This is a genomic window from Corallococcus sp. CA049B, from assembly GCF_003611685.1.
In the GTDB taxonomy this organism is placed as follows: Bacteria; Myxococcota; Myxococcia; order Myxococcales; family Myxococcaceae; genus Corallococcus; species Corallococcus coralloides.
In genome coordinates this window covers 18702-38919 of record NZ_RAWC01000004.1, presented here as the reverse complement: position 1 = coordinate 38919, position 20218 = coordinate 18702, and the positions used below count along the sequence as shown (strand labels likewise).

Below are 20218 nucleotides of genomic sequence, written 5' to 3'. Positions count from 1 at the left end.
GTCAGCCGCGCACGGCGGACAGCGCGGCGCCGGTCTCCGCCACCAGGGCGCGCACCAGGTCCGCCGCCGGGCCCTCTCGCGAGAGGCCAATGCCCTGCCCTGCCCACAGGGCCATGAAGCGCGTGTCGTTCTGCTTCGACGACGCGGCCCTCAGCGTGCGAGTGGCCCCGTGCTGCTGCGGGAACGGCAGGATGGCACCGGCCTCCTCCAGCGTGGTCGTCAGCTCGTTGGGGATCGCGCGGGCCGGGCGACCAGAGAAGGCGCGGGTGATGCGTGACGACTCATCCCGGGCCTCGCGCAACAGCGCCTTGTGGGCCGCCGCGGCGCTGGACTCCTGGCACCGCAGGAACGCCGTGCCCAGCTGCACGGCCGCCGCGCCCAGCATCCGGGCCGCCGCGATGCCGCGTCCGTCCATGATGCCGCCGCTGGCGATGACCGGCACCCGCACGGCGTCCACCATCTGCGGCACGAGCGCCATCGTGCCCACCATGCCTGCATCAAACGAACCGCCGAAGGAGCCCCGGTGGCCCCCCGCCTCCGAGCCCTGCGCGACAATCGCATCCACGCCCGCGGCCTCCAGTGCCTGGGCCTCACGCACGTTCGTCGCCGTGCCCACGACGAGGATGCCGCGCGACCGGAACGCCTCCAGCACCGGCGCGGGCGGAATGCCGAAGGTGAAGCTGAACACCGTGGGCGCCGCGTCGAGCACGGCCTCCACCTGCTTCGAGAAGTCCGGCATCGCCGCCGCCGGAATCACGGGAGGGGTCAGCCCCAGCGCGGCATGGAAGCGCTCGAGGATGGCGAGCGTGGGCCCCGGATCCGCCGGGGCCACCGAGGGCTGTGGAGCAAAGAGGTTGATGGCGTAGGGCCGCGAGGTGAGCGAACGCACCGCGCGGGCCTGTTGGACGATGTCCTCCGGCTGTACGTACGCGGCGCCCAGTGAGCCCAGACCGCCGGCTTCCGACACCGCCGCGACCAGCTCCGGCGGCGTCAGGCCCCCTGCCATCGGCGCCTGGATGATCGAATGCTCCACCCGGAGCCGCTCCGAGAACCTGCGCCACGCCTGCGGATCCATCATGGCTGCACCTCCCCGTGATTCACGTCGGACAGCATTAACGGCCCGGCTTCACATGGGAGCGCCGCGCGCTCCGGAGGCATCAGTCCTACTTTCACGCTCCATGCCAGGCACGAGGCGCCATGTCCGCCCGCGTCAGTCCAAGAGGGTTCCGGCATGACAGCCACCTCCCGGCCGGGCCGGTCCCAAACCTGTCCGACAGTCGGACAGGTTTCCGCCGTCCGAACCTGTCCGCCTGTCGGACAGCCTTCCGCCATGTGCCATCCGGTCAGGCTGTCGGACAGGTTTTCGTCGCGCGGTCCCGATGGGTCCGACTGTCCGACAGGTTCCCATTGCCCGAACCGGTCCGACTGTCCGACAGGTTTCCGCCGCGCGGCCCCGGCCTGTCCGACTGTCCGACAGGTCTTCGCCATCAGGACCTGTCCGACAGTCGGACAGGTTTTCGCGGTCCGCCTCCGGCGGGGAGCCCTGACGGGTTTCTCACCTTCTCATTCGCAGTCGTAGTTCGGCGCGGGGGCCCCGGGTTCCAACACGATGGGAGCAGGGCCGCCTGCCCGGGCCAGGGCCTCTCCGCAGTCCAGCGCCGCGTCCTTCGCCAGGTGCCGGTACAGGACACACGACGCGCGCTCCACGAAGAACGCCTGCTTCGGCCAGTCCGGTCCTCGCGAGGCCAGGATGGCCACTGCGTACCGGCCTCCGTCCGGCAGCGTCACCAGCCCCACCTCGTTGAGCACGTTGTAGCGCGCGTCATCCCCACAGCATCCCGGCGGCAGCCACCCGCCCTTGTGCTGGAGCGACGCGCGGGCGCTCACCGGCAGGCGCGTTCCCAGCCAACCACCGCAGCCCTCCCGAGGCGTCAACTCCATCCACTTCAGCAGTTGCGCAGTGGGCTCCGGCTCCAACAACTCCCGCCGGTCCAACCGCGCCAGGAACGACACCATGTCGTCCGCGCAGAAGTAGTTGTCCCGCCCCATCACCCGCGGAGAGTTCGTCGCCCAGCGCTCCCGGCCGTAGTTCCACTTCGTCAGCGCCGTGTGCTCCAGGCCCAGGCCGCGAAGATAGACATTGATGGCATCCGGCCCGCCCACCAGGTCGATCACCTCGCCGGAGGCCTCGTTGTCCGACGTGCGGAACACCTTCTCCGCGAGCGGTGTCACCGTCGCCAGATCCCGCTGCCCCAACGCCGCCGCCACCCAGAACACCTTCGCGGAGCTGGCGGAGATGTGCGGCTCCAGGCCGGAGACGCTCGCCGTCTCCCCCGTGCGCAGGTCCATCACCGCGAGCGACAGGTCCGTCCCCGGCGACAGGCGCGTGGCCTCGCCCGCCAGCGACTCCACCACCGCCTTCAGGGACTCACGTGGAGGCGCGCCCGCCTCCGGCTTCGTCGCGCAACCACTCATCGCCAACAGCCCCGCCCAGAGCAGCACCGTCCGCATCCGCGACTCCCCTCAGTGAATCAGCTGGTGCACCTGCTCCAGCATCAGCGCCGTCACCAGCCCGCAGTACGTCCCCAGCACGTACCCCAGCACCGCGAGCAGCACGCCCACCGGCGCGAGCGCGGGATGGAAGGCCGCCGCCACCACGGACGCGGAGGCCGTGCCGCCCACGTTCGCCTGCGACCCCACCGCCGCGAAGAACACCGGCGCCTTCAGCCACCGCCGAGCGCCCATCGTCACCGCCGCGTGGATGCACATCCACAGCGCCCCCACCGCCACCAGCGCGGGCGCGTCCCACAGCCGCCGGAACTCCGCCTGCGCGCCAATCGTCGCCACCAGCAGGTACAGGAACAGCGAGCCCAGCCGGCTCGCCCCCGCGCCCTCCAGCCTGCGCACCGGCGTGAACGACAGCACCACGCCCACCGTCGTCACCAGCAGCACCACCCACGTGAAGCCCGTCACCACGTTGCCCAGGTCCGGCAGCAGCTTCGCCAGCGCCGTGCACACCACCGTCACGCCGAACGCCACCGCCAGCATCGACAACAAATCCGACAGGCTCGCGGGCCGGGCGGACGCCGCCTGGATGCGCGCGGACTCCTCGCGCACGTGGTCCAGCGCGGTCCGGTCCGCGCCGATGCTCGCGTCCATCGCCTTCTCCCGCCCGGCGAAGGACAGCAGCACCGCCGTCCACACGTTGGACACGCCCACGTCCACCACCACCATCATGCTCAAGGTGCTGTCCAGCGTGCCCACGCTCTGGCCAATGGCCACGAAGTTCGCGCTGCCGCCAATCCACGACCCGCTGAGCGCCGCCAACCCCTTCCACGCCTGGTCCCCCAGCTCCGCCGGCACCAGCCACCCCAGCGCCAGGTACGCGAGCGGCCCGCCCACCATGATGCCCACCGTGCCCGCCAGGAACACGCCCACCGCGCTGCGCCCCAGCCTCGCGATGGCCGGCAGGTCCACCGACAGCACCAGCAACACCAGGCTCGCGGGCAGCAGGTACACGCGCGTGAAGCGGTACAGCTCCGACTGCGTAGGGATGACTCCCGTGTTCGACAGCAGCGTCGGCACGAAGTACGCGAACACCAGCAGCGGCACCACGTTGAAGAACCGCGCCACCACCGGGTAGCGCTGCAACGCATACAACCCCGCCAGCACCGCGAGCAGCACGGCGAGCACCGCCATGGGGTCCTGGATGAGCGGTGGCGTCACCGGGGCTCCACGCCCAGGCCCGCGCCCGCGCCCAGCTGGATGCGCCCCTGCACCACCGGGTGCGCGCGGTACGGGTCCTCCGCGAGCAGCAGGTTGCCATCCAGGTCCACCCAGTCCACCAGCGGCGCCAGGTGCGCTCCCGCCGCGATGCCCAGCCCCGTCTCCACCATGCAGCCCAGCATCACCTTCAGGCCGCACGCTCGCGCCGTCTCGATGATGCGCAGTGCCTCTCGGATGCCGCCGCTCTTCTGGAGCTTCACGTTGATGCCGTGGAAGCCCTCCGCCAGCTTCGGCACGTCCGACGCCTTCGTCAGCGACTCGTCCGCCACCAGCGGCAGCGGCGAGCGCGCGCGCAGCCACTTCGCGCCCTCCACGTCCGCCGCGGGCAGCGGCTGCTCCACCAGCTCCACGCCCTGCGTGGACAGCCACTGGATGTGGGCCAGCGCCTCGTCCGGCTTCCACGCCTCGTTCGCGTCCACGCGGATGGTCTGCGCCGTCAGCGCGCGCACCGTGCCGAACACCTCCTGCACGCGGTCCGCGCCCAGCTTCACCTTCAGCACCGGGAAGTCCGCCGCCTCGCGCACCTTCACGGCCAGCGTCTCCGGCACGTCGATGCCAATGGACATGGACGTCACCGGCTGCCGCGCGGGGTCCACCCCCAGCATCCGGTACAGCGGCACGCCCATCACCTTGCCCGCCCAGTCATGCAGCGCCAGGTCCACCGCCGCCTTCGCCGCGGGGTTGTCCGGCAGCGCCGCGTCCACGGCCTCGGACACGTCGCGGAAGTGGCGCAGGTCGCGGCCCTCCAGCACGGGGGCCAACTGGTGGAGCGCGGCCTCCACCGTCTCCCATGACTCGCCGTAGCGCACGTTGGGCGCGGCCTCGCCGTAGCCCACGTGTCCTTCCGAGCGCACCTCCACGAACACGTTGCGCTTCACCGTGCTCGTGCCCCGGGCGATGGTCCAGGCGTGACGCAGCGGCAGTTCCACGGTGCGAAAGCTCAACGGCGAGGCCATGGCGGAATCCCTCCAGGGCCCTTCCCTTAACACGGCACTCCTCGCAACCACCGCTTCCGTTGCCTTCCCGGGCCGGAAGGCGCGAGCCTCTCCACCATGCGCCTTCTGCCCCTCGTCATCGCCTTGTTCGCGCTGGGTCCAAGCCACGCCGCGTCATCCCGTCCCGCGCCGAAGGACGAGCTGCGGACGCTGCTCGCGGAGCTCGTCGCCGCGGACACCTCCAACCCGCCCGGCAACGAGACGGCCGCGGCCCAGGTGGCTGCGAAGTGGCTGCGTGAGGCGGGTATCGAAGCGGAGCTCATCGAGCCCTCGCCCGGTCGCGGCAACCTGCTGGTGCGCTTGAAGGGCAGCGGCAAGGGCCGGCCGGTGCTCGTGCTCGCGCACCTGGACACGGTGCCCGCCGTGAAGGCCGAGTGGGTCAGCGACCCGTGGACGCTCACGGAGAGGGACGGCCTGCTCTACGGGCGCGGGGTGCAGGACAACAAGGGCATGGCGGCGGCGAGCATCCTCGCGCTGCGCCGGCTGAAGCGGGAGGGCGGCGCGCGCTCGCGCGACATCCTGCTGTACCTGGGCGCGGATGAAGAGGTGGGCTCCGGCCAGGGACTGGACTGGATGATGGAGCACCGTCCGGAGCTGAAGGAGGCGGAGTTCGCGCTCAACGAGGGCGGCCTCACGGAGCTGTCGCCGGACCGCGAGGAGGTGCGCTTCGTGGCGCTCCAGGCCGCGGAGCGCGTGTCCCGCAACGTGACGCTCAAGGCCACCGGCCCCGGAGGCCACTCCTCCGCGCCGCCCGTGGACGCGGGGCCGCTGGTGCGGGTGGCCGCGGCGGTGGCGCGCGTGGGCGCCCTCACCTTCCCCGCGCACCTGACGCCCGCCGCCCGGCTCCACGTGCAGGGCCGCGCACAGGCGACTCCCGGTGAGCTGGGTGAAGCGCTGCGCCGCATCGCCGCCTCACCAGACGCGCCACCCGAGGACGCGGTGTCCACCGTGGCACGGCTGGAGCCCGCGCTGGGCGCCGTGCTGCGCACCACCTGCGTGCCAACGGTGTTCAAGGCAGGCACGAAGTCCAACGTCATCCCCGCCACCGCCGAGGCCACCGTGAACTGCCGCCTGCTGCCGGACGCGGACCCGAAGGCCGTGCGCGAGCGCATCGTCGCGGCCGTGAACGACACGGAGGTCCAGGTGGAGATGGACGTGTCGCCGCCGGACTCGCCCATGTCCCCCGTGGGGGACAACGCCATGTTCCGCGCGGTGAAGGCCGCCTCGGCGAAGGTGTGGCCGAAGGCGCCGGTGATTCCGCGCATGTCCACCGGCACCACCGAGTCCGCCACGCTGCGCCGCGCGGGCATCCACGCCTACGGCATCGACCTCTTCGCGCTGACCCCGGACGACGCGCGCACCGCGCACGCCCCCAACGAGCGCGTGCCGGTGGCGTCCCTCCAGCCCGGCGCGGAGTTCGTCTATCTCACCCTGAAGCACTTGACGCGCTGACACCCCGGCACCACCTCCTCACGGGCCCAGGCGCCACGCCCTGGCGGTCCGCGCGGTTCCAGGATCGTCAAGCCGCTGTCACGGAGCTCCGCGGGCGCCCGGGCTATTTGCGCGTGAGTTCTTCGATTCGCTGAATGACCGCCGCGCGCATCTGGCTGGAGACCGAGCGGTGCTCGAGCATGTCCGACATCCACAACCCGTCGATCGCCAGACGGCAGAGCGTGAGCTCCGGCGACTCCTGCTCCTGGGGGCTGAGCTGCTCCTCCCGCGCCTCGTCCCAGATGGAGCTCCAGAGCTCCCGGACCTCCGGGTCGAAGAGCATGAGCCCGATGAGCGAGCGCATGACGTGGGCCTCGGCGTCATCGGCGGGAGCGGCGAGCGTCACCCGGAGGTACGCGCGGGTTCCCCTGCCGTTGGCGTCCGGGTCCTTCGCCATCTCGGCGGCGACGGCCCCGGCGAAGCGCTGGGTCACGTCGTCGAACAGCGCATCGAGCAGGATGGGCTTGGTCTGGAAGTGCTCCAGGAGCTCCCCCTTCGGGACGCCTGCCCGCCCGGCGATGGCGTCGAGCGTCACGGCCTGAAGCCCCTGAGCCAGGATGAGGTCCGCGGCCGCCCGAAGAAGCTTCTCGCGGGTCACGTCAGGCTCCTTGTTCCTCCACTGGTCCATCGCCATCACCTCTCGCAACGGGAACGCCGTCGCCCCTATTTCCCAGTTAATCACGAGTGACGCCGGGCAGGCTCGGAGTCGTATCCGACCTTCCCGTGTCAGGGGGATGCGATGGGACCTGGAAGGTATTGCTGGAGCCAGACCTTCTCGAGGCCCCAGGTGAAGAGCATCCAATGGCAGACATGGCCGCTGAAGCCTTCCGCCTGGATGGGACGGGTGACGGTGATGATGCGCGTGCCGGGGGCGCAGGTGCGCAGGTGCGCGACGAGCCGGGCCTTCGTCTCCGGACTGAACGCCACCCAGTTGCAGAAGATGTGGGTCGCGTCTCCCAGGGGCTCGCGGGTCATGTCGCCCACGGTGAACGTGACGCCCGCAGGCCCAAGCCAGGGTGCCACGCGCGTCACGTGGTCCGCGATCAGCTCCACGCCATGCGCCCCAGCGCCCCACCAGCGCGCGGCGAGCAGCACGCGCCCTCGCCCCGCGCCCAGGTCCACCACCCGGCTGCTTCGCCCCACGCCCGCCCTCTTGAGGAACCACAGCGCCGTCACCAGCGGCGTCTCGCCGTACATCAGCTCGCGGAACGACTGGCCCGTGGTCTGGAGCGCCCGCGTCATCTCGAAGGTGCGCCGCCAGCGGTAGGGCGTCCACAGGATGCGCTGCCACCACAGCCCCATGTACGGCTTCAGGAGCCGGGGGCGGAAGAGGAGCAGCAGCAGGTCGGTGCCGCGCAGCACGAACGCGATGACGACGCCCAGCAGCTGGAGCGACAGCCGCTGGAAGAACGGCAGGTCGAAGTCGCCCATCGTGTCGTCGCGGCGCGGTGGGGGCGCGGGAGGAGGAGCGGGAGCCGTCATGCGCCGCGGAGGCTGTCCGGATTCCGGACGCCACGCAATGGCTCCGCGTCGGACCGGGACGCGCCTGCCTCCCGTCCGGACGCGCGAGAGGACCCACCGCGGCAGGCCTCCGCGCAATCCCCTGGAATTTGGCGGGTTCCTGCTTTCGCCGGGTGTTGGTGCGCGACGTGCAATGGCATCCAGGCATCGTGGAACGCGCCCACCTTCGTGGGAGGAATTGGCTTCCACGCAGCGTGAGGACCGCCCATGTGCACCGACTTCCTGATCACCGGCGACAACACCCGCGTCGCCTCCGGGCCCATCGCCGTCAATGGCCGCAGCATGGAGTTCGGGCTGGAGCTGAACTCGCAGCTGATGGTCCACGCCGCGGGTGAGTCCTTCCAGTCCGTGGCCCCCACCGGCAAGCCCGGCCTGAAGTGGACGTCGACGTACGGCTTCGTCGGCCTCACCGCCCTCACGGACAAGATCATCGTGGACGGGCTCAACACGCAGGGCCTGTCCGTAGGCGCGCTGTGGCTGCCGGGCAGCAACTATCCCAAGGTGAGCCAGCCGTCGCAGGCCCTGGCGCTGGTGGACTTCGTGAGCTGGGCGCTGGGCACGTGCGGGAGCGTGGCGGACGTGCAGGCCGCGCTGACGAGCGGCAACGTGCAGGTCTGGGAGGGTGACCTGATGGCGAAGCTGCTCCCGCTGCACTTCCCCATCCACGACGCCAAGGGCAACAGCATCGTGGTGGAGTTCACCCACGGGCAGCTCAACGTCTACGAGAACCCGGTGGGAGTGTGCACCAACGACCCGCCGTTCCCCCAGCAGCTTCAGAACCTGGGCGGCTACGCCAACCTCACGCCCTGGGACGCGAAGCCCACGGAGCTGGGCTCCGGGTCGTTCGCGCCCGCCGGCCACGGCAGCGGCATGCGCGGCCTGCCGGGAGACTCGACGCCGCCCGCGCGCTTCGTGCGCGCCGCGTACCTCAAGCAGTACTCGCAGCCGCTCATCACGGCGGCGGACGCCACCACGCTCGCCTTCCACCTGCTCAACACGGTGGACATCCCGGCGGGCACCAGCCGCTCCGTGAGCAAGACGGGCAAGGACGAGCTGGACTACACGCAGTGGGTCGTCGTGAAGGACCTGGTCGCGCTCACCCTGTCCGTGCGCTTCTACGCCAACCCCCTGGTGTACTCGGTCAACCTGAAGACGCTCGACTTCAGCGGCGCGGCCGGGAAGCCCTTCCCCGTGCCGGCCTCGCCCACCAGCATCGACCTCACCGCGAAGCTGGCGAGCTGAGCGTCACAGGAGCTTCTTCGCCGCCTTGGCCAGGGCCCTGTCCCCGGCCACGGCGGGAAGCTCCATGAGGCGCGCGGCCACGACCTTGCCCACCGCGGGGTTCACGGCCGCGACCTTGAGGTACGCCTCCGCGCGCTTGAGCAGGTCCACGTGCATGCTGGACCTGACCACGCGGGCGAGCAGCTCCTTCGCCAGGAGGGACGGGTCGAAGGCCTCGAAGAGGCCGCGCAGCGCCTGCCGCTCCAACTGCTCCGGACGATCCTCCGCCAGGTTCAGCGCAGGCCGCAGCATCGCCAGCCCCAGCGTGCGCATGGCCTCCGCGACGACGCCGGGCTTCCACCCGTCCGCGAACGCCAGCAGCAGGGCCTCCGCGCCGCGCACGTCGCCCAGCATGCCCAGCGCGTACACGGCGTGCTTGGCCTCCACGTCGTCATGGCCGCGGCCCTGCACCATGTCGACGAACCGGCCGAGCACGTCCGCGTCCCCCATCCGCGCCAGCGCCTCCGCCGCCTCGCGCCGCACCTCGCGCGCCGGGTCCGTGTTCAGCACCTGGCGCAGCACGGGCATCGCCACGGTGCCCAGGTCCGCCAGCATGGCCACGGCCGCCCCGCGCGCGTCCTTCGTCGTCTCGGACAGCGCCGCCTGCATCAGCGGCACCGCCTTGTCCTTGCGGCGCCGCGCCAGCTCCGCCACGGCCTTCTCCCCCGCCTCCCGGGCCTGCACGTCCTCCAGCGTCTCCCGGGCGAACAGGCGCAGGCCCAGGTCGTGCCCCGCGCGCGTCAACGCGTCCAGCTCGCGCCGCGCCTGCACCCCGCCCATCGCGCCCAGCACGCGGATGGCGGTGCGGCGCACCATGCGGCTGTGGCGCTCGTTCAGCGCGCCCCGCACGACCCCCAGCGCTTCCTCACCGCGCGCCGCCACCGCGCGCGCCACGAAGGCGCTCGCCGAGCCGTCGCTCCACGCCGGGTAGAGTTCCCGCATCAGCGCGTCCGGCCCCAGGTCCGCGTAGTAGCGCGCCGCGTGCGCCGCCGCCTCGTAGCGCGTCAGCTCCCCGAGCGCCCGGCGCACCAGCGCCGTGCCCGGGCTCAGCACCTCCTCCGGGCGGTGCACGTGGATGCTGGGGTGCGTGGGCACGGACTCCAATCCGGCCATGTCCACCTGCACCGCGCCCGCCAGCCGCACCAGCGCGATGCCCAGCACCTGGTACACCTTGATGAAGTCGTCCAGCCGCTCCGCCGGATCCGCCCGCTGCGCCAGCGCCTCCAGCAGCGCGCCCGGCTTCTCCAGCCCCAGCTCCTTCAGCCGGGACACCAGCGGCTCCACCGCGCGGGGGCTCACCGCCGACAGGCCGCTGGCGAACGCGTCCGCCAGCTCGTCGCGCACCTCCGCGAGCGCGATGGCCGCCCGCGACGCACCCGCCGCCCGCGCCGCGTCCGCCCACCCGCTGCGGGGCAGCGCGCTCGGCGTCGCGGGGGCCCGGACCCGGCCGCGCCGCCGGGGCGACACGGGCACGTCCGAGGCGCGCGTCAGCGGACGCAGGTCCAACCCTTCCGGCGTCCGCACCACGACGGCCGAGGGGAACAACGTCGGCAGCGCCGCCTCCAGGCCCACGTCCCCCAGCACCGCCAGGAGCTTCGCGTCCTCCAGCGCGCTCGCCAGCGGCTCCTCCAGCGACGGGTCCGCGGGCAGGAAGAGTCCGCGCCCCGTGCCATCCACGAACCGCGAGCGGGCCCCGCTGGCGAGCAGCGTCTCCACCCGCACGGACACCGGCAGCAGGTCCGGCGCGAACACGTCCTTGCGGTGCTCCTGGAAGGCCGTCATCACCGCGCCCACGTCCGGCAGCGCCACCTCCACCAGCCGCTCCAGCGCCGCCCCGTCCACTGACGGCGCGTCCTTCCACGACTCCAGGTCCAGCCGGTGCGGCGCGAAGCCCGGGTACTGTCCGCCGTGCGCGCCCTGGAGCACCGCGCCCGCGTGGCTGTTCTTCGGCGCCACCGTCTTGAGGTTCGCGGGGAGGATCTGCTTCTCGCTGTAGTGCGTGCCCGACCCCAGGTCCACGAAGCGGCTCTCGCGGACCATGAACCGGTCCGGCGTCACCTTGGAGGAGAACGCGTACTCCACCAGTTCGAGCCCCTCGACGGGCGCGCGGTCCTTCTTCGTCCACGTCTTGCCGATGAGCTCCTCGACATGGCGGGGCTCCAGCGCCTCACCGCCCAGGTGCTTCTCCACCTTGCGCGCGGTGAGCAGCATGTCCGCCACCAGGTCCGCGTACGCCGGCGCCTCGAAGGTGCCCGTGCGAGCCGCCGCCGCGTCCAGCAGGCCCGCCAGCTCCACCGCCCGCGCGGACAACCGCCGCAGGCCGTTGGCCCGGAGCGCTTCCCCCAGCGCGCGCACCTGCTCCGGCCGCTCCGCGCCCAGCGACGCCACGCCGGACAGGCCCAGCTCGCGCACCAGCGTGGACACCTGCGCCACGCCCGCCTTCATCAGGTCGCCGGCTTCCGCCTTGCCCTTCTTCACGCTCTTCTTCGCGCCGCCAGAGCCCGCGGGCGCGGCCGGGGCCGACTCCGCCGTCACGAAGGCCTGCGGGGCCCGGGCCCACGCCACCAGCAGCGCCGCCGCGTGCTTGCAGAAGGGGCGCGAGCGCGCCGCCATGCACGAGCACCGCCCCTTCACGTCCGAGCGCGCCTCGCCGAACACCAGCGACACCTTGTACGGCGTCGCCCCGGAGCCCGCCGCGTCCGCGAAGAGCCGGTTCTCGAAGCGCGACAGGTTGCTGAGCTGCTTGCCGTCGAACAACTCCGCGCCCTTGGCCAGCTCCGCCTTGTCGCTGATGATCTCCGTCATTCCGCCCATCCCGATGACGGGCCGCACCTCAGCCATGACGCTCCCCCTTCTTGTCGCCGGACGCGAGCAGCGGCGCCAGGTCCTGGTTGCGCATCACCCGCTCCACCACGTCCACCAGCTTGCGGGGCGTGCACCCGAAGCACGGAATCCCCAGCGCGGTGAGCTGCTCCGCCATCGCGTGGTCATACGAAGGCCGCCCGCTGCCCGACAGCGCCAGCAGGCACAGCACCTTGGAGCGTGAGTCCACCAGCTGCCTCAAGCGGGCCACCAGCTCCTCGGCGTTGCCCCCCTCGTACAGGTCGGTGATGAGGATGAAGAGCGTCTTCTCCGGCCGGCGCACGTAGTGCTCCTGCGCGTACGCCACCGCCCGGTTGATGTCCGTGCCGCCGCCCAGCTGCGCGGAGAAGAGCACCTCCACCGGGTCCGCCAGCACGGGCGTCATGTCGACGATCTCCGTGTCGAACAGCACCAGGCTGGTCCTCAGCACGTCCAGCGACGCGAAGATGGCCGCCATCACGGAGCTGTACACCACGCTCTCCGCCATGGAGCCGGACTGGTCCACCACCAGCGTCACGTCCCACTCGTGGTGACGGCGCTGGTTGGGCCAGAAGTAGAAGCGCTCCGGGATGAGGCGCTTTCGCTCCGCGTCCCAGCCCTTCAGGTTGGAGCGGATGGTGCGGCGCCAGTCGATGTTGCGCGCGATGGGGATGGGGCTCGTCCTGTCGCGCCGGAGCGCCCCCAGCACCGCCGTGCGCAGCGGGGACTCCAGCTTCTTGCGCAGGTCCTCCACCACCTCGCGGATGATGGCGCGCGCGGTGTCCTTGGCCTGCTCCGGGATGAGCCCCCGGGCGCTCACCAGCGTCGTCACCAGCTCCAGGTTCTTGTCCAGGAAGGGCAGCGTCTCCGGCTCGAAGAGCAGCTGGGTGAGCCCCTTCTTCTCGATGGCGTCCTTCTGCACCAGCGCGATGACGTCGTCCTGGAAGAAGTCGCGCAGCGCGCCCAGCCACTTGGGCAGGTACGGCTTCGAACCGCCACGCCCCGCCGAGCGCTCGCCGTAGACGAAGGAGAGCGCGTCATCCAGGCCCTCCAGGTCGTCGCCCTTGAGGTCCACCGTGTCCGCGCTGGCGCCCAGCTCGCCCAGGGAAGGGCACGAGCCCGTCTTCTCCGCCTCCGGTCCCAGCGCCAGCCGCCAGCGCAGGAGCGCGTCGCGGTCCTTCGGGTCCAGGTCCTTGGGGTCCACGCTCATAGCAGGTCATCCAGGTCGTCGAGCGCCTTGCCCAGGTCCGCGCTCAGGTCCTTCAGCGTCGCCTTGTCCTTCTCCTCCAGCACCGCCTTCACCGCGCGGCCCTTGTCCTTCAGCTGGCGCACGCCCATCACGTTCTCCATCAGGTAGCGGCGCTCGGTGGCCCCCAGCGCGCCCAGCGCCCGGCGCAGCACCGGCAGCGTCTGCCGGAAGCGCTCCGGCTCCATGCTGGTGAGGAAGTCATCCAGCGCCTTCACCACGTCGCGGCTCTTCACCAGCACCAGCGCGTTCACCTGCAGGAAGCCCTCCAGGTACGCCGCCGCGTCCGAGGGCTCCACCGCCGCGGACAGCCGCCGCCCCACCTCCAGCGCCACCTCCGCCTCCGGCAGCTCGCGAGCCAGGTACAGCAGGCCCGTGGCCAGGCCCGACGTCGCCGGGTGCACCGCGTGGCTCTCCATCAACCCGCGCGCCTCCGCGAGCCAGCCCTCCTTGTCCGCGCGCGGCTGGGACAGCGCCACCTCGTGCAGCGTGCGCAGCGCCTCCAGCACCGAGGGCACGCCTTCCGGAGCGCAGGCGCTGGCCTCGCGCACGCGCAGGAGCGCCCGACCAAAGGTCTTCTCCCCCAGGGCCGCCACCGCCTCGTCGCCCACGGCCGAGTGCGCGCGAGAGGTGCCATAGGCCATCAACCCCGACAGCGCCCTAGCAGCGCTCGCCAGCGATGGCAGGTCCGCGTCCGTGGCCGCGTGCGCGTCACAGGCCTTGAGCGCCTGGGCCACCGTCTGGGAGCAGCCGGTGATGACGGACTCCAGGAGCACGTCCGCCGCCTCCGCCGTCGTCTTCGCCTGCGTCAGCCGCTCCTGGAGCACGCGCGTCGTCACGCCCTCCAGCGAGTCACCCAACACAATCTTCTCCACCAGCGCCACGTCCGTGGACGGCGTCCACTGCGCCTGCCAGGCCTCGCGCACGCGGGTGAGCGCCGCGTAGCCGCCGGCCTCCGCTTCCGCGCCCTGCTTGCGTGACGACCCCGTCCCGGACAGCGACGCGTACGGGATGCCCGCCACGCGCAGCCGGTGGAGGAACACGGAGGAGCCCACCTCCACCGGGTTGTTGAGGCGCAGCGTGAACGTCTCCGGGCTGTCCGTGCGCGGCAGCCGCCGCTCGCCCACCTCGCGCCAGAACTCCGCCTGGAGCGAGTTCTGCCCGATGCGGCTCGCCACCTGCCCCACTTCGTGGCCGATGACGCTCTTCCAAAGGAAGCTGTCCACGTGCGTCGCGTCTCCGCGGCACAGCGTGGCCACGGTGGCCTCGCGCAGCTCGTCCAGGCCCGGGGCGCTCTTCTCGCGCAGGTCCGACAGCGTCACCGCCAGCCGGTACGCCTCCAGCACGTCCGACAGCGACGCGGAGAAGCCGCGCATCCGCAGGTGAGCCGCGAAGTCCAGCAGCACCTCCAGCGTGGCCCGCCGGAAGTCGCAGTTCGCCTCGTGGGCCTTCTGGTAGAAGTGCGGCGCCCGGTTGCCCGCGCCGTACCCCAGCTGCTCCGCCAGGCGCGGGAAGCTGTACGGAATCACCGTCACCGCGCACGGCCCGGCTTCCGGCAGCTTCGCCTCCTCCTTCGGATCCACGTCCCCCGCGAGGAACGCCGCAGTGTGCGCCGCGCCCGCAACCACCGCCACCTTCTCCGGCGCCACGCCGCCCGCCACCACCTCCAGCACCTTGCGCGCCATGAAGGCGTCGCGCTGGCGGTGATAGGACAACCGGGGGCCCGCGTTGACCACGTCCGCCCAGGCGGTGAGCACCGGCCGGAACTGCTCCGGGCTCCAGTCCGGCGCCTCGAAGGACGCCTCCCAGAACTCCTCGAAGGAGCGGAAGCCCTGCGAGCGCGCGAACGCCTCCGTGAGCGGCACCGCCTCCTCGGGAACGGGCGCACCCTCCTCCGTGGCCTCCGACTCCACGCCCAGCCCGGGCGTGTGGCGGTCCACCGCGAGGCTGACGCCCACCGGGATGTCGATGAACTCCGCCCGCGCGCCGTTCGCCCGGGCCCACTTCAGCGCCTGGTACTCCGGCGAGTACGCCGCGAAGGGCCACAGCGACGAGGACGGGGTGCCGTCCGTGCGGTAGCCCAGGATGGCCACGGGCGGCCGCGTCTGCGCGTCGCACAGCACGTCCACCAGCGCCGTCGCGTCGCAGGGCCCCTCCACCAGGACGACGGCGGGCTTCACGCGCTCCAGCCACTTCAGGAGCACCGCGGTGGTGCGCGGCGAGTGGTGACGGACCGGGAAGTGCTGCACCCGGGAGAGCAGTGCCAGGTCCATCAGCCCCTCAAGAGCTTCTTGCTCGCGGTGTACAGCTCCTTCCACGGGCCCGTGCGCCCCTTGGCCACCGTCTCCATGTACTCGCGCAGCGCCTTCACGTCGTCCTCCTGCTCCTTCACCACCGCGCCCACCAGCGACGCCGCCAGCTCCTGCGACGTCACCGTCCCGGAGCCGAACTGCTGCGCGAGGATGGAGCTGTTGAACAGCACGCTGATGGCCTCCGCCGTGGACAGCACCGCGCCCGGCGTGCGCACCTTCGTCTTGCCGTCCTTCGTCACGCCCTTGCGCAGCTCGTGGAAGAGCGTCAGCAGCACGCGCGACAGCTCCTCCGGCGGCGGCACGCCCACCTGGTAGTCCGTGCGCAGCTCCGCCTCGCGCTTGGTGACGATTTGGATCTCCTGCTCCAGGTCCTCCACCACCGGCACGGTGACGAAGTTGAAGCGGCGCTTGAGCGCGGCGCTCATCTCGTTGACGCCCCGGTCGCGCGTGTTCGCGGTGGCGATGAGGTTGAAGCCGCGCTGCGCGCTCGTCACCTCTCCCAGCTCCGGCACCGACACCTGCTTCTCCGACAGGATGGAGATGAGCGAGTCCTGAATCTCCGGCGACGTGCGCGTGACTTCCTCGAAGCGGGCGAACTTGCCCGTGCGCATGGCGCGAAGGATGGGCGACGGCACCAGCGCTTCCGGCGTGGGCCCCTGCGCGAGCAGCAGCGCGTAGTTCCACGAGTACTTGATGTGGTCCTCGCTGGTCCCCGCCGTACCCTGGACGACGAGCGCGGACGTGCCGCTGACGGCCGCGGAGAGGTGCTCGGACAGCCAGCTCTTCGCGGTGCCCGGCTCGCCCACGAGCATCAGCGCGCGGTCCGACGCGAGCGTGGCGATGCACACCTGGATGAGCCCCTTGTCGCCCACGTACTTGGGCGTGATGGTCACGCCCCCCACGGGCTTGGGGCTGCCCAGGATGTACGTCTCCACGGCGCGAGGCGACAGCGCCCAACCCGGTGGGCGGGGCTTGTCGTCATGCGCGGCGAGTGCGTCCAGCTCGTTCTTGTACTTCGCTTCGGCAGGCAGGCGGATGTCCGGCATGAGCTGCACGCTATCCACTGGGTCTGACATCCGGCAAACGCTTCGGATGCCTCACAAGTCGGAGCCAGAGCCAGGGACAGACGACCTGCCTGGGAGCCTGGAGCTCAGGACGCCGTGGTGCCCGGCGTGTGCATCCACTGGACGAGCTGGACGATGACGCCGTTCGCGTCGGCGACCTGGAAGTAGCGCTCGCCCCAGGCCTCCGTCTCGATGGGCGTCAGGACCTTCACGCCCTCCGCCTGGATGCGTGCGTACTCCGCGTCGATGTCGTCCACGACGAACGCGACGATGAGCCCGTCCGCCCGGCGCGTCTTCAGGGACTCCGGTTTGAGCGACTTCAGGCCCGTGCGCAGGTAGATGACGTTGAAGCCCACGTCGGGCCGGGACAGGGACACGAAGCCGTCCGCGGCCATCGCCTCCGTGAAGCCGAAGTGGCGCTTCAGGAAGGAGGCAGAGGCCTCCACGTCATCGACATTCAGGGACACGGCGGAAGCGGTGACGCGCATGAACGGCTCCTCCCCACGGTTTCCAAATGACCCAATCTACGTACGACGTACGCAGTTGCACGTCAAGGGCGCGGCGTTGGAAGAATCCGGCGCATGGCATCGCATCGCAGCAGCATGGGAGACCCCACCCGGACGCTGGAGCTGCTGTGGCGGGACTCCCTCCCCGCCCAGGGCAAGCGGGGTCCGAAGCAGGCGCTCACCGTCACCGCCGTCGTCGAAGCGGCGGTGGCGCTGGCGGACGAGGAGGGGCTGGACGCGGTGACGATGCGGGCGCTCGCGGGGAGGCTCGGCATCGCGCCCATGGCGCTCTACACCTATGTGCCCGGGCGCGCGGAGCTCATCGACGTGATGCTCGACACCCTCTACGCGGGCATGGCCCGGCGCAAGCCGAAGGCCCGGGACTGGCGCTCGCGGCTGGAGGCCGTGGCCCACGACAACCGGGCCCTGTTCACCCGGCACCCCTGGCTCGCCAACGTGTCCACCACGCGCCCACCCCTGGGTCCGGGCCAGCTGGCCAAGTACGAGTACGAGCTCCAGGCGCTCGAAGGCGTGGGTCTGGATGACGTGGCGCAGGACGCGGCGTTGACATTCGTGCTGGGCTTCGTGGAGTCCTCCGCCCGGGCGGCCCTGGACCAGCGCGCCGCGCGGCTCGAGTCCCAGATGAGTGATGGGGCCTGGTGGGAGGCGAACGCGTCCCTGCTCGCGCGCATGTCCGACCCGGAGCGCTACCCCATCGCGTCCCGGGTGGGCTCCGCCGCGGGCAAGGCCCATGGCGCCGCGTACGACCCGGACCATGCGTATGCCTTTGGCCTGGAGCGCATCCTGGACGGGCTGGCCGTGCTCATCGAACGGCCGCGCGCGCCTCGGGGCCGGGCCCGGAAGCACGGCGCCTAGGCCTCGCCCCCCTCAACTTTCCAAGTCCTTCTCAGCTTTCCGAGCAGCGTGGAAGGGGGGCTTCACAGGGAAGCGGCCCTGGCATCCGCATTGCTTTGCCGCCCGGACACACACCATGCCTGGGAGTTGTCCATGAACATCCATCGACTGCGCCGTCTCTTCTCGCGGGCCCTGCCCCTGATGCTGGCGGGCTGTGGTGGACCGGAAGGCAGCGTGGACCTGACGGGCTACTCGGAGATCGCGTGCACGGGTCTGGGCATCTCCGTCAGCGACCTGAAGCTGACGCCGGCACCGGACTTCGTGCAGCTGCGCTCCTTCGACCCCGACCCCCTTGGAGACCCGACGCGCTCCCCCTCAGTCAGCGTGAGTTCCTCTGGCCAGCCCTGCGCGACGGCCACCGACGTCACCGCGTGTGAGACCGCACTGGAGGACGCGACCGTCACCTCCGGCTTCCACTACGACTGCACGGGCGAATGCCGCCAGCACTTCCTGGTGACGACCCTGGGTGACGAGGTGAAGACGTATTCGTCGCAGGCGGAGCTCCAGCAACTGCTGGGCACCATCGACACGGAACAGGAGGCGGTGCTCCAGGCCTTCGCCTCCAGCTACTCCTTCGTCTGCGGGACCAAGGAGCAGGGCGCGGTGAAGAAGAACGCGGATGGGAGCTTCAATGTCATCGGGACGAATGGCTACGCTTGCGGACCGGGCACGAACCTGACGCAGTACGTGCTGAAGGTGACCGCGTCCGGTACGGTCCAGAAGCTGGAGACGCGCGTCCTGGAGGAGGGAGACTCGGTCTGCCCCGACGGCCGGTAAGGCGCCCGGGTCCTGTCCCCCTCAACTTTCCGAGTCCATTCCGGCCTTCCCAGGGGAGCTTCCCAGGGAAGACGCCCTGGCATCCGCATTGCTCAGGGTCCCGGACACACTTCCCTTCCAGGAGCCTCCCTTGAACATCCATCGACTGCGCCGTCTCTTCTCGCGGGCCCTGCACGCCTCGCTCGCCACACCGCTGGTGCTGGCGGGCTGTGACGGCACGGAGGGCAGCGTGGACCTGAAGGACTACTCGGAGGTCGCGTGCTCGGTTCAGGGTCTGGCCGTGAGTGACCTGACGCTGACGCCGGAGCCGGACTTCGTGCAGCTGCGCTACATCAACTCCAACGGAGGCCAGCCGCCCGTCTCCTACGTCAACGTGAGTTCGTCCGGCGAGCCCTGCGCGACGGCCACGGACGTCCCCGCGTGCACGGCCGCGCTGGAGAACGCGAACGTCACCGCCGGCTTCCACCACGTCTGCGTGGACTTCTGCAGCGAGGCCTTCCTGGTGACGACCCTGGGCAACGAGGTGAAGACGCACTCGACGTTGGAGGAGCTCCAGCAGGTGCTGGGCACCATCGACACGGAGCAGGAGGCGGTGCTCAAGACCTTCGCGTCCGGCTACTCCCTGCTCTGCGGGGACAAGAAGTACGGGGCGGTGAAGAAGAACGAGGATGGCAGCTTCAACGTCATCGGGACGAAGGGCTACGCCTGCGGGCCGGGCACGGAGCTGACGCAGCACGTGGTGCGGGTCTCCGCTTCCGGCGAGCTCCAGGAGCAGGAGCAGCGCGTCCTGGAGAAGGGCGACCCCAACTGCAACATCGGCCGGCGGCCGGTGGGGCTCCAGGTCGCGGAGGCCTGCGAGAGCCCGGAGGCCCTGGGCCGCTACTTCGCGAACGCGGCGCATCTGGAGGCCGCGTCGGTGCACGCGTTCCTGCGGCTGCGGGATGAACTGGCGTTGCACGGCGCGGACGTGGGGCTCCAGGACGCGGCGCGCAGGAGCGCCATGGAGGAGGTCCAGCACGCCCAGGTGACGGACCGGCTCGCGCGCCGCTTCGGAGGCACGCCCCAGCGTCCGGTGGTGGAGGAGCTTCCGCCGCGCTCCCTGATGGACGTGGCGATGGAGAACGCCGTGGAGGGCTGCGTGCGAGAGACGTACGGCGCGCTGCTCGCGCACCATCAGGCGCTGCACGCACGCGACCTGGAGGTGCGCGAGGCCATGGTCCGCATCGCGGAGGACGAGACGCGGCACGCGGCGCTGTCATGGGACATCGACCAGTGGGCCCGGCCACGCCTGTCCGCGGAGGAGCGTCAGGCGCTGCGTGAGGCCCAGAAGCGCGCGGTGGCGGCCTTGCGCGAGGACGTCGCGGCGCCGCTCGACGCGAGCGTCATCACGATGGCGGGCATGCCCACGCCGGAGGCGGCGTTGGCGCTGCTGGACACGCTGGAGCAGGACCTCTGGGCGTGAGCCGCGTCTTCTCATGAGTCT

Annotated in this window: 16 protein-coding genes; 5 read left to right on the top strand and 11 right to left on the bottom strand. The window is 71.2% G+C overall.

Going from position 1 to position 20218, the window contains the following annotated elements; genetic code table 11:
• Position 1: 1 nt before the first annotated feature.
• The 4 genes from D7W82_RS01625 to D7W82_RS01610 all read right to left on the bottom strand — a co-directional run bounded on the left by D7W82_RS01625 (position 2) and on the right by D7W82_RS01610 (position 4742).
• A complete protein-coding gene (locus D7W82_RS01625) occupies positions 2 to 1078 on the bottom strand; it encodes a nitronate monooxygenase family protein (protein WP_120616621.1) in 1077 nt (358 codons plus the stop codon).
• Positions 1079 to 1563: 485 nt separating this feature from the next.
• Positions 1564 to 2511 (bottom strand): serine hydrolase, encoded by a 948-nt coding sequence (locus D7W82_RS01620; RefSeq protein WP_120616620.1) that lies wholly within the window; start codon positions 2509 to 2511, stop codon positions 1564 to 1566.
• Positions 2512 to 2523: 12 nt separating this feature from the next.
• Positions 2524 to 3726: a DUF819 domain-containing protein gene (locus D7W82_RS01615; protein ID WP_233587235.1), complete on the bottom strand. Its 1203-nt coding sequence runs from the start codon at positions 3724 to 3726 to the stop codon at positions 2524 to 2526.
• Positions 3723 to 4742 (bottom strand): dipeptide epimerase, encoded by a 1020-nt coding sequence (locus D7W82_RS01610; RefSeq protein ID WP_120616619.1) that lies wholly within the window; start codon positions 4740 to 4742, stop codon positions 3723 to 3725. Before D7W82_RS01610 ends, D7W82_RS01615 begins: the two co-directional genes overlap by 4 nt.
• Positions 4743 to 4838: 96 nt before the next feature.
• Here D7W82_RS01610 and D7W82_RS01605 point away from each other — a divergent pair, with 96 nt between their 5' ends.
• On the top strand, positions 4839 to 6233 hold the full coding sequence (locus tag D7W82_RS01605) for a M20/M25/M40 family metallo-hydrolase (protein ID WP_120616618.1): 1395 nt from the start codon (positions 4839 to 4841) through the stop codon (positions 6231 to 6233).
• A gap of 103 nt (positions 6234 to 6336) precedes the next feature.
• On the opposite strand, the gene D7W82_RS01600 is transcribed toward D7W82_RS01605, so the two are convergent.
• Together D7W82_RS01600 and D7W82_RS01595 are read right to left on the bottom strand one after the other, a co-directional pair.
• Positions 6337 to 6870 carry a TetR/AcrR family transcriptional regulator gene (locus D7W82_RS01600; RefSeq protein ID WP_158617556.1) on the bottom strand — a complete coding sequence of 178 codons (534 nt, stop codon included), beginning with the start codon at positions 6868 to 6870 and terminating at the stop codon, positions 6337 to 6339.
• A 128-nt stretch (positions 6871 to 6998) separates the two neighbouring features.
• Positions 6999 to 7754 carry a class I SAM-dependent methyltransferase gene (locus tag D7W82_RS01595; RefSeq protein ID WP_233587234.1) on the bottom strand — a complete coding sequence of 252 codons (756 nt, stop codon included), beginning with the start codon at positions 7752 to 7754 and terminating at the stop codon, positions 6999 to 7001.
• Between the two features lie 246 nt (positions 7755 to 8000).
• Here D7W82_RS01595 and D7W82_RS01590 point away from each other — a divergent pair, with 246 nt between their 5' ends.
• On the top strand, positions 8001 to 9035 hold the full coding sequence (locus D7W82_RS01590; RefSeq protein WP_120616616.1) for a linear amide C-N hydrolase: 1035 nt from the start codon (positions 8001 to 8003) through the stop codon (positions 9033 to 9035).
• A gap of 3 nt (positions 9036 to 9038) precedes the next feature.
• Here D7W82_RS01590 and D7W82_RS01585 read toward each other — a convergent pair whose 3' ends face one another.
• The 5 genes from D7W82_RS01585 to D7W82_RS01565 all read right to left on the bottom strand — a co-directional run bounded on the left by D7W82_RS01585 (position 9039) and on the right by D7W82_RS01565 (position 17025).
• A complete protein-coding gene (locus D7W82_RS01585; protein ID WP_120616615.1) occupies positions 9039 to 11915 on the bottom strand; it encodes a HEAT repeat domain-containing protein in 2877 nt (958 codons plus the stop codon).
• Positions 11908 to 13125 carry a VWA domain-containing protein gene (locus tag D7W82_RS01580; protein WP_120616614.1) on the bottom strand — a complete coding sequence of 406 codons (1218 nt, stop codon included), beginning with the start codon at positions 13123 to 13125 and terminating at the stop codon, positions 11908 to 11910. Before D7W82_RS01580 ends, D7W82_RS01585 begins: the two co-directional genes overlap by 8 nt.
• A complete protein-coding gene (locus D7W82_RS01575; RefSeq protein WP_120616613.1) occupies positions 13122 to 15434 on the bottom strand; it encodes a DUF5682 family protein in 2313 nt (770 codons plus the stop codon). The genes D7W82_RS01580 and D7W82_RS01575 overlap by 4 nt, the downstream gene beginning before the upstream one ends.
• Positions 15434 to 16519, bottom strand: a complete 1086-nt coding sequence (locus D7W82_RS01570) for an AAA family ATPase (RefSeq protein WP_120562601.1) — start codon at positions 16517 to 16519, stop codon at positions 15434 to 15436. Before D7W82_RS01570 ends, D7W82_RS01575 begins: the two co-directional genes overlap by 1 nt.
• A 104-nt stretch (positions 16520 to 16623) precedes the next feature.
• Entirely contained in the window at positions 16624 to 17025 is a 402-nt protein-coding gene (locus tag D7W82_RS01565) for a VOC family protein (protein ID WP_120616612.1), read from the bottom strand.
• Positions 17026 to 17118: 93 nt separating this feature from the next.
• On the opposite strand from D7W82_RS01565, the gene D7W82_RS01560 reads away from it, so the two are divergent.
• The 3 genes from D7W82_RS01560 to D7W82_RS01550 all read left to right on the top strand — a co-directional run bounded on the left by D7W82_RS01560 (position 17119) and on the right by D7W82_RS01550 (position 20197).
• Positions 17119 to 17919: a TetR/AcrR family transcriptional regulator C-terminal domain-containing protein gene (locus D7W82_RS01560; RefSeq protein ID WP_120616611.1), complete on the top strand. Its 801-nt coding sequence runs from the start codon at positions 17119 to 17121 to the stop codon at positions 17917 to 17919.
• Between the two features lie 132 nt (positions 17920 to 18051).
• The gene (locus D7W82_RS01555; RefSeq protein ID WP_120616610.1) at positions 18052 to 18735 is read left to right on the top strand and encodes a hypothetical protein; all 684 of its coding nucleotides are present in this window, start codon (positions 18052 to 18054) and stop codon (positions 18733 to 18735) included.
• Positions 18736 to 18865: 130 nt separating this feature from the next.
• Positions 18866 to 20197, top strand: a complete 1332-nt coding sequence (locus D7W82_RS01550) for a ferritin-like domain-containing protein (protein ID WP_120616609.1) — start codon at positions 18866 to 18868, stop codon at positions 20195 to 20197.
• Positions 20198 to 20218: the final 21 nt, after the last annotated feature.